Here is a 14,666-nt window from a genome sequence, read left to right on the forward strand (position 1 = left end):
CCTGACACGTATGCCGAGTTGAAAGTGACGATTGCCGAAGAACGGAAAAGAATGCCGCCTTGGTGGCCTTTCCGATTCGGCCGATGACCGAAGAGCCCCGCCATGCGACGGAGCTCTTTTCTCAGTGCGCCTGACTCAGCCCAGCTCAGCCGCATTGGCGATGATCTTTCCGACCAAGCCATATTCCGCAGCGGCCTCTGCGGACATCCAGTAATCGCGTTCGGTGTCCTTGGCGATGCGCTCGTAGGTCTGGCCGGTTTCGCGCGCGAAGATTTCATTGAGCCGTTTGCGCATGCGGATGATTTCGCGGGCGTGGATTTCAATTTCGCTGGCCGAACCACCCGCGCCGCCGGAGGGCTGATGCAGCAGGAAGCGCGTGTTGGGCAGGCTGAAGCGATTTTCCTTTTTTGCAGCGGCGAAGATCAGTGCGCCCGCGCTGGCGACCCAGCCGGTGCCGACGATGCGCACTTCGGGTTTCACGAACTTGATCATGTCGTAGATGGTGTCGCCGGATTCGACGTGGCCACCCTGGCTGTTGATGAAGATGGTGATCGGGTCGTCGCTCTCGTATTGCAGTGCGAGCATGCGCGCCGTAACGCGCTCGGCGAGCTTCTGGTCGATGCCACCATAGATCAGGATGGTGCGCGCCTTGAACAGGCGATCCTCGATCTGCGGCGGCCGTTTCTCCGGCGGGACGGCTTCGGCTTCCTTGGCGAGGGAAGCAGGCGTGCGTTCGATGACTTGCATGGGTGATTCCTTGTTGATCGTGCAGACCGATGATGGCACTACGCCAGCACTTTGTTTCGTGCCGGGCGTCCTTGCAGCAGACATGGCGCCGAATGAAGTCAGTTCAAGCGGATGATGCCTAGCGGTTTGCGCGACAATGGCTGGGATGACATCACACCCTGCCCCGCACGAGCCTGCTGCCGATCTGGCCGATCGCATCGACGCGATTCTGCCGCAGACCCAATGCGAGCAGTGCGGCTTTCACGGCTGCCGGCCATATGCCGAGGCGATCGCGCGCGACGAAGCGCCAATCAACCAATGCCCGCCGGGTGGTGCCGAAGGCATTCGCCAGCTTGCCGCGCTGCTACAGCGACCGGTGTTGCCGTTGAATTCTGTCAATGGCGTGGAGAAACCGCGGACGCTGGCCTTCATCGTCGAAGCCGATTGCATCGGTTGCACCAAGTGCATCCAGGTTTGCCCGGTCGATGCCATCGTCGGCGCATCGAAAATGATGCACACCGTGATCGCCGATGACTGCACCGGCTGCGAATTGTGCGTACCCGCGTGTCCGGTGGACTGCATCGTGTTGCGGCCGATGCCTGCCGAGCAGATCGACGGGGTGCACGCCGACGCGGCACGCAACCATTTTCAGCGCCGCGAAAAGCGCATGGCACGCGATCGCATGACTCACGCCAACGAACTCGCTGCACGCAAGGCTTCAGTCGATCGCGAAATATCGAAGAGCAATCCGGTGCTCGAAGCGCTGGCACGCGCCAGGGCGAAACAGCAGGAGCCGAAATCGTGAAGCGTGCCGATGTCGTCGAGATGTTCACTCGCCTGCGCGAACTGAATCCGCATCCAACCACCGAACTGGAATACACCACGCCGTTCGAATTACTGGTGGCCGTGGTGCTTTCCGCGCAGGCCACCGATGTCGGCGTGAACAAGGCCACGCGAAAACTTTATCCGGTGGCGAATACGCCGAAGGCGATCCTGAAACTCGGCGAGGAAAAGCTGAAGCGCTACATCAGCAGCATCGGCCTTTACAACGCCAAGGCGAAAAACGTGATTGCGCTTTGCAGGCTGTTGATCGACGAACACGGCGGCGAAGTGCCGAACAGTCGCGAAGAACTCGAAGCTTTGCCCGGCGTGGGCCGCAAGACCGCCAACGTGGTGCTCAACACCGCGTTCGGCGAAGCGACGATTGCCGTCGACACGCACATCTTTCGCGTCTCCAATCGCACCGGCCTTGCTCCCGGCAAGGATGTGCGCGTCGTCGAGGACAAGCTGGAAAAAGTCGTGCCCGCCGAGTTCAAACAGGACGCGCATCACTGGCTGATTCTGCACGGTCGCTACGTGTGCAAGGCGCGCAAGCCGGATTGCCCGCAATGCGTCATCCGCGATCTGTGCCCATACAAGGACAAGACCGTCGCCGCGGATTAAACACCGCGAGAATGCGGGCCTGTTTATATAGCGATATCGACTCATGCCGCGCGATCACTTGCGCGAGCCACGGAGACAGCATTCCGAAGAGTCCGCGCGAATAGCCATCCTGCCGATCGTTCGACGATCTTCACGCCGGCTATTGAAATATTCCTCCATTACGATTCACGCGACATCACCGTGGGCGGGCGTCAGGGATGGACGGACACGCTCCGTGTCGCGAAGGGAGACGAGCATGAAGAAAATCCATTTCATCGCTGCGACGATGTGGTTTTTGTTGGGCGCGACCCTCGCCCGCGGTGACGATGCGCCGCTGTTCATCCCGCAATGGCTGGGCGCGCAGTACACCTTCGTCGACCAGCATCAGTCGCCGTTGCATTCGCCCTACAGCGGCCCGTTGAGCCTGCGCCCCCAGGGCGATACCGAACGCTCGCACAGTTTCGGCGCCTACTTCGGCGTGGCGCTGCCGGCGCGTCTGCAGTTCTACTTCGATGTCGAAATGTTCAAGGGCGAGGCGGTAAGTGGCGCGACCGGGCTCGGCGGTTTTGCCAATGGTGATGTCGTCCATTCCGGCGGCGGCGCGCTCAGCAAGACCGCGTACGTGGCGCGTCGTTATCTGCGCTGGACGTTGCCGCTGGGTGGCGATATGCAGACTCAGCAGCGTGGCCAGGGCCAGCTTCCCGATCAGGAAGGTTCGCATCGCATCGAGATCAAGCTGGGCAAGATGGCGGTCAGCGACGACTTCGACAAGAACCGCTACGCCGATGCGGCGCGTACGCAATTTCTCAACTGGTCACTGCTCAACAACACAGCCTGGGATTTCGCCGCCGATACACGTGGCTATACCGAAGGGTTGATGCTCGGCTGGATCAACCCCGCCTGGAGCTTGCGCTATGGCATCTACCGCATGCCCACGCAGGCGAACGGAACGCAGACGGTGACGTCATTGCGCCGCGCGCGCGGCGAGCAGCTCGAACTGACGTTGCAGCCGATCCCCGACGGCGGCGTGTTGCGCCTGCTCGCCTTCCGCAATATCGCGAGCATGGGCATCTACGACGATGCCATCGCGATCGCGCTGGCCCACCATGCGACACCTGATATCAAGGCGGACGATCAACCCGGCCGGCGGAAATACGGCTTTGCCGCCAACGGCGAACTGCCGTTGGCCGATGACGGCAACACCGGGCTGTTCGCTCGTGCCGGCTGGAACGACGGCCGCACCGAATCGTTTGCCTATACCGAAGTCGATCGCACGTTGAGTGCCGGCGCGCAGATTTCCGGCAAGCATTGGGGACGACCTTCGGACATCGTCGGCGTCGCCATGGCGATGGACGCGTTGTCTCCGGCGCACCGCGATTACCTCGCTCTCGGCGGCGACGGGTTCACGCTTGGCGATGGCGCTTTGAACTATGCGCGCGAACGCATCGTCGAGGCGTACTACAACCTGGCGCTCGTGGCTCACCTCACGCTAGGCCCCGATATTCAACTCGTGCATAACCCCGGCTACAACCGTGATCGAGGGCCTGCACGATTCGTTGGCATGCGCATGCACGTGGAATTCTGACGCGTCCTAGGCAGGTATCTGGGCGCGCTCCAGCGCAGCAATGCGACGCTCCAGTCGCGGCCCGAGATAGCAGTGCGAACCGCACGGCAATAAACCCGCGTGACTGAATTCGCGCAAATACCAAGCGGGCGCGCGCGACACGAAACCATCCATGTCACCGCCAACATCGTCGCGGCTGGTAAACACTTCGAGGAAGGCGATGCCTTCGAGCATCTCGCCAATGCCTTGCAGGCCGGCGCGAATCTCTGCGGGTTTCAAGTAATGCAGTACGTCGGTGCACACGATCAGATCGAAGCGCGTATCAAAGCGCAAATGCTCGAGCTGGCCGAAGCGTGCAAGGCCGATATTGCGGCGGCGGCCATATCGCGCGACGGCATATTCGCTGGCATCGAGTCCACGGTAGGCAATCTGCGGACGCAATGCGCGCAGTGGTGCGCGCCATGTTCCTTCGCCACAACCCACATCGAGCACGTTGCGAATCGGTCGGCCCAGGTAGTACTCCGCCTGCGCCACCACCATCGCGACCTTGCGGCGCAGTTCGGCGGCGGATGCGACCGAATGGCGTGGGTGGCGATACCACTTGTCGAAATAGGCGCGGTCGTAGGTCTTGATCATCGGCTGTCGTCTGGAAGTCGGCAGGCCGCATGTTAACCGCGATCACGCAGGCAACGACCGCGACGTCACTTTTCGCATGCGCTGCGCTTGCCACCATGAGTTTCCGCACAACACATCCAGGAGTACGTCATGCCCATGGTCCGCTTTCGCCTGATCGGCAGCCGCGACGACGCCGACACCGTCATCGCCGCCTTGCACGGTATCAACAACATCGAACACGTCGAGGAAATCGACGATCTCATGCAAGGCATGCGCGACGACTCCAGTTCCAGCGAATCGGTAAGCGACAGCGAAGGACAGGTCTATTACATCGAAGTGGACGCGCCGAACGACCAGATCGCCGACACCGTTCGCGGCAGCGCGGAAGTCGTCGCCAACGATCGCGACGCAGGCATCGAGTTTGTCGACGAGTTCTGATTTCGCCGAAGGCATTCAGCAACCTTGTCATCCGAACGGTTGCGCGCCGCGTTGAATGGTTGGACGGCGGGAATCCGCCACGCGCTGTTCCATCGGAGTGACGGATGCCCGCGACGTTTCGACAAACTCACACGCTCATCGCTTCGGCGTGTCTGACCACGGCGTGCACGTTTCTGGTCGCGTGGATGCAACCGGTCCGGGCGGCCACGTTGAAACACGACGATATCGCGTGGCTCGGCCGCGCGACGTTCGGCCTTGATTCGGCGACGCTGGCGCGCTACCAATCGTCGGGCCGCGAACGGTATCTCGACGACGACCTCGACTCGCGCAACGACAGGTTGCCACCAGCGATCCAGTCGCTTGTCGATGGTTACGACGTCGTTCGTACACCGGCTTATCAATTGCTGGATCAATTCCGGCAACAGCAATTGGCGTACAAGAATGCTGCGGATGGTCCAGCCAAGGAGGCGGCAAAAAAATCGCTGCAGGAATTTCGCAAGAACCTGTACGAGCAAAGCGCGCAGATCGAATTGCTGCATGCGATCTATGGCGGCAATCAGCTGAAAGAGCAGATGGTCTGGTTCTGGCTCAATCACTTCAGCGTCTATGGCGCCAAGGGTCGCGTGCGTCTGGTGACGTTCGACTACGAGGAAAACGCGATACGTCCGCATGCCCTGGGCAAATTCCGCGACCTGGTGATGGCGACATTGAAAAGCCCCGCCATGCTGGAGTTTCTCGACAACGCCAGGAACGTCAAGGACCAGACCAACGAGAACTACGCACGCGAATTGATGGAGCTGCACACGCTGGGCGTGGGCTCGGGCTACACGCAGAAGGATGTGCAACAACTGACGCTGATTCTCACCGGCGCAGGCATCGGACTGCGCGACAACACGTTGGCCAATCGCCCCTTCGCCAACCGTCGCATGCAGCCACAGATGATTCGCGACGGCCTGTTCGTGTTTCGCCCCAGGCAACACGATTTCAGCGACAAGGTTTTTCTCGGGCACACCATCAACGGTTCTGGCTACGACGAGATCGAGCAGGCAGTCACGCTGATCACGCGCCAGCCCGCGTGCGCGACGTTCGTGTCGAAACAGATTGCGCAATATTTCGTGGCAGACCAGCCCCCACCGAAGCTGGTCGCTGCGATGACGCGCACGTTCCAGCGCACCGATGGCGATATCGCCGCGGTACTTCGCACGATGTTCAAGTCGCCGCTGCTGACGAGCGGCCACGAAAAAAAATTCAAGGATCCGACGCAGTTCATGGTGTCCGCGATGCGTCTGGCCTATGACGGCAAACCGATCACGAATGCCACGCCGCTGGTCAACTGGCTCAACCAGATGGGCGAGCCGATGTACGGACGCATCACACCGGATGGATGGCCACTCGATGGCGCGAGCTGGACCGGCTCCGGACAGATGGCCAAACGTTTCGACGTGGCGCGCGTGATCGGCACCGGCCGCAACCGCCTTTACATGAGTGACAGTGACAACGGCATGCCTCCACGCGATCCGCCGGTCCTCGATGCGCAGGTCTATCGCAGCACGAAGAAACCCTACCTTTCAGCCGCCACGCGCTCGGCACTCGGCCAGGCCAAGTCGGTGCAGGAGTGGAATACGTTTCTGCTGTCGTCGCCGGATTTCAACTATCGCTGAGCGCGTGTTGCCGATGCACGCCAGGTCAAAAGAGGCATGCCATGAACCGTCGTGAATTCCTGCTCGCCGCTGCTGCCGCCGCCACGCTGCCGGCGATGTCTTTCTCCGGCAGGCTGTTCGCCGCATCGGCGAATACGCCGCGTTTTCTGCTGGTGTTCCTGCGTGGCGGTTATGACTGCAACAATCTGCTGGTGCCACGCGGCAATGATTTCTATCACGCGTCGCGGCCCACGCTGGCAATCGCCGAACCCGATGCGGGTAATCCGGACAGCGCGATCGCGCTCGACGCCGATTGGGGTTTGAATCCGGTGCTGCGCGATTCGATGTATCCCCTTTGGCAGCGCAAGCAGCTGGCGTTCGTGCCGTTCGCGGGCACCGACGATCTGTCGCGCAGCCATTTCGAAACGCAGGACAACATCGAGTCAGGCGAACCTACCGCCAGCCGCAGCAATTTTCGCTCCGGCTTTCTCGCGCGGCTGTCTAGCACGATGCCAAGTGCTTCACCCATCGCGTTCACTCAATCGTTGCCATTGAGTTTTCAGGGCGCGGGGCACGACATTCCCAACATCTCGATGAAGGCCGATCCCAAGTCGCACTTCGACGCGCGTCAGGCCAGCATCCTCAGCAGCATGTATGCGGACACACCGCTGGCTGCAGCGACAGCTGACGGTCTGACACTGCCGACCACGCTCTCGCAGGATCTGCGCGACGAGATGCTGCACGCGAGTCGCGGTGCGCCCAGCGCGAAAGGTTTTGCCAGTCAGACACAGCGCATCGCGACACTGATGCGCGATCGTTATCGATTGGGTTTCGTCGACATTGGCGGTTGGGATACGCACGTCAACCAGGGCAGCGTGACCGGCGGCCTCGCCAACAATCTGCGTAACCTCGGTGATGGATTGGCCGCGTATGCGGCCGCCCTGGGCGACGAGTGGAACAACACGGTCGTCGTGGTGGTGTCGGAGTTCGGTCGCACCTTCCGCGAAAACGGCGACAAGGGTACCGACCACGGACACGGGACGGTGCATTGGGTGCTCGGCGGCAAGATCAGCGGCGGCCGCGTTGCCGGAGCGCAGGTTGCGGTGAACCAGCGCAACTTGCTGCAAGACCGGGACTATCCTGTACTAACCAATTATCGCGACCTGCTTGGCGGCCTGTTCCGCCGTTCGTGGGGACTCTCCGCGAGCAAGCTGCAGACCGTGTTTCCCGGATCGAAGCCGGCCGATCTGCAGCTGGTTTGAAGTTCATGATCCAAAAGCGGGCGCGGCTCAGCTACGCACCAGCAGGCCCTTGGCGATCTGTCCGTGCATGTGGCCGAGGCCGCGCACCAGATGCAACGTGGCGAACAGCAGCACGATACCGATCACACAGACCAGGGTCGCTTCGCCCCAGCCGGGCACATGCGAGCCGAAACCCCAATCGATAGGGACCCGATGATCGATGAAAAGGTTGGTGCCTTCGAAGTGATCCACCATCATCGCGACAGGTGCACCCATGAGGCCCAGCGACACGCTGATCAGCGTCACGGTAAGCGTGAAATAGATGATGCCCAGCGGCAGCATCAGCAGCATGTAGAACAGAGTGCCCCACGTGCGCCCGTCGGTGAACATCGCACCGATGCGCTGCATCAGCGTCTGGCCCTGCACCGCGGGATACGGTGGACGACGCGGCATGCGCACGCCGAGCATGACCTCCACGATCCGGCCCTCCAGCAATGACAGCCCGCGCACGCTACCGAAGAACAGCACCGCGAACGGAATGCCGATGATCAGTATCAGCAGGCTCACGGAGAGCGACAAACCGGTGACTGCCCAGGTGAAATAGAAGATGCCGGTGGCCAGCGACAGCAGCATGTAGAACAGCGCGCCATAGGTGCGTGCATCGGCAGCCACGCCGAAGAATCGGCCAAGTAGTGATCGACGTTGTACCGGCGGCGGCGGACGAATCGCACGCTGGATTTTTATCTCCTGATCGCGATAGATCTCGGCCACTTCCTCCGGCGCGCCATACGTGCCGACAACGTGTTCGAGCATGCTCGCTTCGTCGCGATTCGGCTGGTCGGCCAGTTCGGCGCGGAGGTGTTCCTCGGCGTCGTACAGCGCGTCCTGCACGAGTGCGGGGTCGGCGTTGCGCAACGCGGCGCGCAGTTGTTCGAGGTAGTCGACGATGGTGCGTGGCGTGCTCATGACACCCCTCCTTGCAGGACGTGATCAACGGAATCGCGGGTGGCGTTCCACGCGGCAACCCACGCGCGCAGGACCTCGCGGCCGGGTTTGGTAATTCGGTAATAGCGGCGCGGCGGACCGCTGACCGAAGGCTCGACTTCACTACCGAGCAAGCCCGCCGCTTCAAGATTCCGAAGCACCGGATACAACGCGCTCTGCTTGCCGGCCAGCACGCCCTCGCCCACTTCCTCCAGACGCTTGGCGATCTGGTAGCCATACATCGGCTGTCGCGATTGCGCGAGCACCGCCAGCAGCACCAGCGACACGGTGCCGCTGGACAGCTCCTTCTGGAACTTCTTCAACTGATCGGTGGTTTCGTCCATCTCGCTCACCTGCACTACCGCTTAGACTTAGGTGAACCATAGTATGAAGTTCACACTAGTACATGGGCCTGAAGTCATGGTTCTGCCGACCGCAAGATGCTTGGACATGACCACGCTCGCCTCAGCATGTTCATCGCGCCATCGAATCATCACGGTGTCGGGCCTTCCGATGTCGCAAACGCCTCACATCGGCATGGCTGCCGACCTTGATGGTTCGGTGATGGGTGTTTTCTGCGCTTTATCCGCGCGCCGTCTGAAAGCTCGCACGGCATGCAGTCTTCGCGTCAGCGAGTCGATGCGAAATCCAGCGCTTCCCTGGAATTTGCGGGAAGGCACCGCTGCATTTGCTCATGCAGGAAATCGACGAAGCGACGCACACGTGGCGGCTGAAAAGCGTTTGGATGGTACATCGCGTGAATGGGCGCTGGCGCGAACCACTCAGACGGATGGACCAGTTTCAAGCGGCCTTCGTGCACGTCCGCCGCCACCGCCCAAAGCTGGCGATAGGCAAATCCTCGGCCAAGCACGGCCCAGGTACGTATGACTTCACTGTCGGTGCACTCGTGATATCGGCGCACGCGCACAACGGTGTCGCCAAGCCGCCATTCGTTTCGCGGCCCGATGTTGGTGGTGAGCACCAGCGTCGGCAGTTCAGCGAGATCGGCAGGATGCTCCGGCATGCCGCACGCCGCGATACAAGCTGGCGACGCGCACACGACGCGCCAGCTGTCCGCCATGTGTCGTGCGATGAGATCGCTGTTTTCCAGCGGACCCACACGGATGGCAACGTCGATGTCATCCGGCACGAAACGCGAAAGCGAATCCGACAGCGTGAGCACGATGCGTACGTCCGGATGTAACTGCATGAAGCTGTCCAGAATGTGCACCAGCAGATTGCGGCCCAGATCGGACGGCGCAGAAACGCGCAGCGTGCCGCTTACGCCGTCGGTGCCGCTGCGAATTTCACGCTCGGCATCGCGCATGGTTTCGATCGCGATCCGGCAGGATGCGATATAGATGCGTCCCTCGTCAGTCAGGCGCAATTGACGGGTCGTGCGTTCGAACAGTCGCGCACCAAGCATGCTTTCCACTCGCTGGACACAGGCGCTTGCCGCTGCCGGCGAAAGTCCCGCCCGTCGACCGGCAGCCGAGAGGCTGTTGAGATCGGCCGCGTCGACCAGTAGCTGCATGTCGCTGAGTCGGTTCATGGAATGAGGTCCTGAAAGCGGAGGCGCAAGATGATCTTCTTCAAACTTTTTTTGAAGGTCAATCAAGATGGAAGCCAATTATCAAAAAGAGCTGTGGGAGAGACGATGCAGGCCTCCTCCACTCAACTCAGGTGCGCCATGTCACATGCAAAGCTGCCGTTACTCATGAGTCTGCTTGCGTTGATGGTCGCTTTGCCGATCGCAGCCGCCACTCAAAATCCGACGATGAAAGGCAGCGACACGGCCAGCGACCATGCGCCGGCACCGAAGCCATTGATCGGCATGTGGACACTCGTACGCTGCGACAACGTCTATCCCGACGGCCGTCGCGTGGCGCTTTACGGACCCGACCCCGAAGGTATGTGGCTGATCGACGCTCAAGGCGACTACATGATGCAGATTGTTCGCGCGAAACGGATGCCGTTTGCGGCCAACGACAAATCCAAAGGCACCCCGGACGAATACCGCGCTGCATCGATGGATTACAACGCACACTACGGCCACGTCGGTGGCGACGCGATGGTCATGCGCAGCCACATCCTGCAAGCATCGTTTCCCAACTGGGATGGCAAGAGTGGCACCTCGAGCTACACGATCAACGGCGACTTGTTGACCTACACCGTCGGGAAACCTTCAAGTGGCGCGGCCGAAGGCGTTCATGGCGAAGTCGTGTGGCGACACGTTCATTCGTAGGCGTGCCGATGGCTAGCACCGCGCTCACATGAATTGTGGGCGTTGTTGCGTCATCGGGAAGTCGCCTGCCATACCCGCGCCTCTCTCTGCTAAGTTTCCCTCTCGCCGATTGATAGCCCAAGGGGAACACCATGCTTCGTCGCCATCTCGTCACTGCCCTTGCATGCGCCTGCAGCGTGCTGGCGTTTTCCGCGCTCGCTGCCGACAAGGCCAAGCCAACGCCGACCGCTAAGGAACTGCTGGCGGCATCGAAGCCCTCCGAATGGCGCCGCCCCGATCCGCAGAACCTGATCTACATGCAGTTGCCGACCGGCCGCGTGGTGATCGAACTGGCGCCGGATTTCACGCCGCTGCACGCCGCCAACATCCGCACGCTGGTGCGCGAGCATTACTTCGACGGGCTCGCGATCATCCGCGTGCAGGACAACTTCGTCACCCAATGGGGCGATCCGAATGACGACGACAGCGGCGACAAGAGCAAGATTCGTCCACTCGGCAAGGCCAGCAAGACGCTGCCGCCGGAATACACGCGATCGATCGATCCGACACTTCAGTGGACACCGCTGCCCGATGGCGATGTCTATGCACCCCAAGTCGGTTTTTCCGAGGGCTTTCCCGCCGCACGCGATCCCGCCACCAGACGCGAATGGCTGACGCATTGCTATGGCGCGGTGGGTGTGGCGCGCGACATCGATCCGAACAGCGGCAGCGGCAGCTCGCTCTACGCGGTGATTGGCCAGGCACCACGCGGGCTCGATCGCAACCTCGCCATCGCCGGCCGCGTGTTGCAGGGCATGCCGTTGTTGTCTGGATTGTCGCGCGGCGCCGAGCCGATGGGCTTCTATACGAAAGCGCCGCAACGCATCACGCTGGGCTCCGTGCAGCTCGCATCGGATGTCGCAGAAAAAGATCGCCAGGACATCGAAGTGCTGCGCACCGATAGCCCGACGTTCGCGGCACTGGTCGAAGGCAAGCGCAATCGGCGCGACACTTTCTATACGCTGCCTGCGGGCAAGGTCGACCTTTGCAGCATCAGCATTCCGGTGCGCGATGCGAAAGCGACTGCGACGAGCAAGCCGTAAAGCGCGGCACTGAACATCCTGTTCAGTCATGCTGGTTATCTTGGTGGAAGGTTGTTTCGAGCAGGGAATGCGTTTCATGCCGTTGACTGACACATTGGCTTTCATGCGCGCGTGGCTGCGCGATCCACGGGGTATCGGTGCGGTGACGCCTTCCGGTGCCGCGCTGGCGCGGCTGATGACCGCGCACGTGAGCCAGCTTGATGGACCGGTGATCGAACTCGGGCCGGGCACCGGTGCGCTCACTCGCGCATTGATTGCCCGCGGCGTGCCCGTACATCGCCTGGCCTTGATCGAAGCCGATCCGCATTTCGCTGATGCGTTGTCCAAACGCTATCCGCTGGCGACGATTCTGCGCATGGATGCCGCGCAACTCGGTCAAACCGAATCGCTGTTCGGCGAAGAACGCGCCTGCGCCGTGATCAGCGGCCTGCCGTTGCTGTCGATGCCTGCGAGCCAGGTAGCGGACATCGTGCAAGGCGTTTTCGATCAGCAGCTCCGCGCCGGCGGCATGTTCTACCAGTTCACTTACGGTCCGCGTTGCCCGCTGCCGGCCGCGTTGCTGAAGCGACTGAATTTGCAGGCGCGCCGCGTCGGTAGTGCGCTACTCAATCTGCCTCCAGCAGCGGTGTATTGCATCAGTCGGCTGCAGGATCTGCGCGTCGCCGCGTGAGCTTCAGTTTGCTTCGCTATGTTGATCGTCATCCCGGCCTTTGCCGGAATGACGAGAGTGCAGTGATCTCGGCAAGGCCCGGCTGACATACCATCAGCGATACCCCGACGCCTGCAACTCGAACAGTTCGGCATAGTGTCCGCCCGCCGCAAGCAATTCTTCGTGGCTGCCCATTTCCTCGATCCTTCCGCCATCGAGAACGACAATGCGATCCGCCATGCGCACGGTGGAGAATCGGTGCGAGATGATCACTGCCGTCTTTCCGTGCGACAGCTCCTTGAAGCGCTGAAACACTTCGAACTCCGAGCGCGCATCGAGCGCCGCCGTTGGCTCATCGAGAATAAGCAGTGGCGCGTCACGCATGTAGGCACGCGCAATCGCGATCTTCTGCCATTCGCCGCCGGATAGATCCACGCCGCTTTTGAAGAGCTTGCCGAGCATTTGCTCGTAGTGATGCGGCAACCTGTCGATCACTTCGTCGGCCATGCTTCGTTGCGCCGCGCCGGCGATGCGCGCATGGTCGTCGCGCGCATCGATGCGACCCACTGCGATATTGTCCGAAGCGCTGAAGTAGTAACGCACGAAGTCCTGGAAGATCACGCCGATGTTCAGACGCAACTCTTCGAGGTCGTAATCGGAAAGCGGATAGCCATCCAGAAGAATGCGTCCCTCATCCGGGTCGTAGAGTCGCGACAGCAGCTTCACCAGCGTGGTTTTGCCCGCGCCGTTCTCGCCGACCAGCGCCAGCACTTCGCCCGCACGCAGGGTGAAATCGAGATTCCGCACCGCCCAGCGTTCCGCATCGGGATAGCGAAAACCCACGTTCTCGAACACGAAACCCTCGCGCACCGGATTCGGAAATGGTCGCGGATGTTCGGGTGAAAGAATCTCTGGCTCGATGTGGAAAAACGAAAACAGATCGTCGAGATAAAGCGCCTGCCCTGCCACCTGCGAAAACCCGATCAGCAGGTTTTCCAGCAAGGTGCGCAGGCGCCGGAACGAAGACGAAAGAAACGTCAGGTCGCCCACGCTGAAATCGCCGCGAACGGTGCGGTACGCAATGATTGCGTACGCCGCGTAATAGCCGATGGTACCGATGGTGGTGAACAACCCGCCCCAGCTCGCGCGACGCAGCGCGATGCGCCGGTTGGCGAGATAAATGGATTGCGAGAGAACGCGATAGCGATCGATCAGAAACCCGTTGAGGCCGAAGCTCTTCACTTCCTTCGCGTTCTGCGCGCTTGCGCCCACTTGTCGCAGGTAATCCAGCTCGCGCCGTTCGGGTGTCCACTGATAATTCACTGCGTAGCTCTGCGCATTGAAGTGGAATTCGCCCAGGAACGCCGGCACCAGCGCGATCAGCAGCAACACGATCAGCCACGGCGCGTACACCATCAGCCCGATCGCAAAGCTCACGATGGTGACCATGTCCTGCGCCTGCCCGAGCAACTGCGACAGCAGCGAGCTGCGGCCGGCGACCTGACGACGTGCGCGATCGAGCTTGTCCTGCAGGTCGGCGTCCTCGAAATCTTCGAGATCGAGCGACGCCGCATGTTCCATCAGCTTGATGCTGGTGGTGTTGGCGTAAAGCTCGCCGAGCAGCGAATCGATCATCGACACGATGCGGCCGAGAATGTCCGCGCCTACCGCGAGTGAAAACTCCAGCGCCAGCAGCATCCAAAGATGGGTGAGCGCGCCGCTGGCCAACCACTCGGCAATGCCTGAATGCGCCGCGTGCATCGCCAGCAAACGCACCACTTCGTCGATGATCAACTTGCCCACATACAGCGTCGCCACAGGCAACAGCGCGCGCAAAAGCCGCAACGCGATGCTTGATACGCTCAACAGCTTGCTGGTCTGCCAGATGCTCTTGAGGAACGGCGGCAGGTTGCGCAACGCGGCGAAGCGCTCGCGCAGATTCTGATGTGGCGGCTCGTTGCGTCCGCCAGGCTGCGGTGACGCCTTGCCCGGAACTCTTCCTCCCATGCTGTACTGCCGCGGCATCACTACTCCTTCAATCGTTTTTATCCGATACGCCA

15 protein-coding genes are annotated in these 14,666 nt (G+C 61.2%); 9 read left to right on the plus strand and 6 right to left on the minus strand.

Annotation, left to right across the window (positions count from 1 at the left end):
• Window positions 1-135: 135 nt before the first annotated feature.
• Window positions 136-747 (minus strand): ATP-dependent Clp protease proteolytic subunit, encoded by a 612-nt coding sequence (locus tag GSQ73_RS14955; protein WP_158885383.1) that lies wholly within the window; start codon window positions 745-747, stop codon window positions 136-138.
• Between the two features lie 145 nt (window positions 748-892).
• Here GSQ73_RS14955 and GSQ73_RS14960 point away from each other — a divergent pair, with 145 nt between their 5' ends.
• The 3 genes from GSQ73_RS14960 (at window position 893) to GSQ73_RS14970 (ending at window position 3,733) form a co-directional block, all read left to right on the plus strand.
• On the plus strand, window positions 893-1,531 hold the full coding sequence (locus GSQ73_RS14960) for an RnfABCDGE type electron transport complex subunit B (RefSeq protein ID WP_158885385.1): 639 nt from the start codon (window positions 893-895) through the stop codon (window positions 1,529-1,531).
• Window positions 1,528-2,169, plus strand: coding sequence for an endonuclease III (gene nth / locus GSQ73_RS14965; protein ID WP_216844786.1), 642 nt, complete (start codon window positions 1,528-1,530; stop codon window positions 2,167-2,169). The genes GSQ73_RS14960 and nth overlap by 4 nt, the downstream gene beginning before the upstream one ends.
• A gap of 235 nt (window positions 2,170-2,404) precedes the next feature.
• Window positions 2,405-3,733, plus strand: coding sequence for a carbohydrate porin (locus GSQ73_RS14970; RefSeq protein ID WP_254063419.1), 1,329 nt, complete (start codon window positions 2,405-2,407; stop codon window positions 3,731-3,733).
• 6 nt (window positions 3,734-3,739) lie between these two features.
• On the opposite strand, the gene GSQ73_RS14975 is transcribed toward GSQ73_RS14970, so the two are convergent.
• A complete protein-coding gene (locus tag GSQ73_RS14975) occupies window positions 3,740-4,348 on the minus strand; it encodes a class I SAM-dependent methyltransferase (protein WP_158885387.1) in 609 nt (202 codons plus the stop codon).
• 129 nt (window positions 4,349-4,477) lie between these two features.
• Here GSQ73_RS14975 and GSQ73_RS14980 point away from each other — a divergent pair, with 129 nt between their 5' ends.
• The 3 genes from GSQ73_RS14980 (at window position 4,478) to GSQ73_RS14990 (ending at window position 7,667) form a co-directional block, all read left to right on the plus strand.
• Window positions 4,478-4,765, plus strand: a complete 288-nt coding sequence (locus GSQ73_RS14980) for a hypothetical protein (protein WP_158885389.1) — start codon at window positions 4,478-4,480, stop codon at window positions 4,763-4,765.
• 104 nt (window positions 4,766-4,869) lie between these two features.
• Entirely contained in the window at window positions 4,870-6,426 is a 1,557-nt protein-coding gene (locus tag GSQ73_RS14985; protein WP_254063420.1) for a DUF1800 domain-containing protein, read from the plus strand.
• 41 nt (window positions 6,427-6,467) lie between these two features.
• Window positions 6,468-7,667 carry a DUF1501 domain-containing protein gene (locus tag GSQ73_RS14990; RefSeq protein WP_158885391.1) on the plus strand — a complete coding sequence of 400 codons (1,200 nt, stop codon included), beginning with the start codon at window positions 6,468-6,470 and terminating at the stop codon, window positions 7,665-7,667.
• A 27-nt stretch (window positions 7,668-7,694) separates the two neighbouring features.
• On the opposite strand, the gene GSQ73_RS14995 is transcribed toward GSQ73_RS14990, so the two are convergent.
• From GSQ73_RS14995 to GSQ73_RS15005, 3 genes are all read right to left on the minus strand, one after another.
• Window positions 7,695-8,612: a sensor domain-containing protein gene (locus tag GSQ73_RS14995; protein WP_158885393.1), complete on the minus strand. Its 918-nt coding sequence runs from the start codon at window positions 8,610-8,612 to the stop codon at window positions 7,695-7,697.
• The gene (locus tag GSQ73_RS15000; protein WP_158885395.1) at window positions 8,609-8,974 is read right to left on the minus strand and encodes a PadR family transcriptional regulator; all 366 of its coding nucleotides are present in this window, start codon (window positions 8,972-8,974) and stop codon (window positions 8,609-8,611) included. The genes GSQ73_RS14995 and GSQ73_RS15000 overlap by 4 nt, the downstream gene beginning before the upstream one ends.
• A 284-nt stretch (window positions 8,975-9,258) precedes the next feature.
• Window positions 9,259-10,182, minus strand: coding sequence for a LysR family transcriptional regulator (locus GSQ73_RS15005; protein ID WP_158885397.1), 924 nt, complete (start codon window positions 10,180-10,182; stop codon window positions 9,259-9,261).
• Between the two features lie 30 nt (window positions 10,183-10,212).
• Between GSQ73_RS15005 and GSQ73_RS15010 the strand changes: the two genes are divergently transcribed.
• The 3 genes from GSQ73_RS15010 to GSQ73_RS15020 all read left to right on the plus strand — a co-directional run bounded on the left by GSQ73_RS15010 (window position 10,213) and on the right by GSQ73_RS15020 (window position 12,627).
• On the plus strand, window positions 10,213-10,875 hold the full coding sequence (locus GSQ73_RS15010; protein WP_158885399.1) for a lipocalin-like domain-containing protein: 663 nt from the start codon (window positions 10,213-10,215) through the stop codon (window positions 10,873-10,875).
• A gap of 131 nt (window positions 10,876-11,006) precedes the next feature.
• On the plus strand, window positions 11,007-11,957 hold the full coding sequence (locus GSQ73_RS15015; RefSeq protein ID WP_158885401.1) for a peptidylprolyl isomerase: 951 nt from the start codon (window positions 11,007-11,009) through the stop codon (window positions 11,955-11,957).
• 76 nt (window positions 11,958-12,033) lie between these two features.
• Entirely contained in the window at window positions 12,034-12,627 is a 594-nt protein-coding gene (locus GSQ73_RS15020; RefSeq protein ID WP_158885403.1) for a phospholipid methyltransferase, read from the plus strand.
• A 93-nt stretch (window positions 12,628-12,720) separates the two neighbouring features.
• Here the strand turns inward: GSQ73_RS15020 and GSQ73_RS15025 are convergent, their stop codons facing one another.
• A complete protein-coding gene (locus GSQ73_RS15025) occupies window positions 12,721-14,613 on the minus strand; it encodes an ABC transporter ATP-binding protein (RefSeq protein ID WP_254063421.1) in 1,893 nt (630 codons plus the stop codon).
• Window positions 14,614-14,666: the final 53 nt, after the last annotated feature.

Source organism: Rhodanobacter sp. L36 (genome assembly GCF_009765755.1).
In the GTDB taxonomy this organism is placed as follows: domain Bacteria; phylum Pseudomonadota; class Gammaproteobacteria; order Xanthomonadales; family Rhodanobacteraceae; genus Rhodanobacter.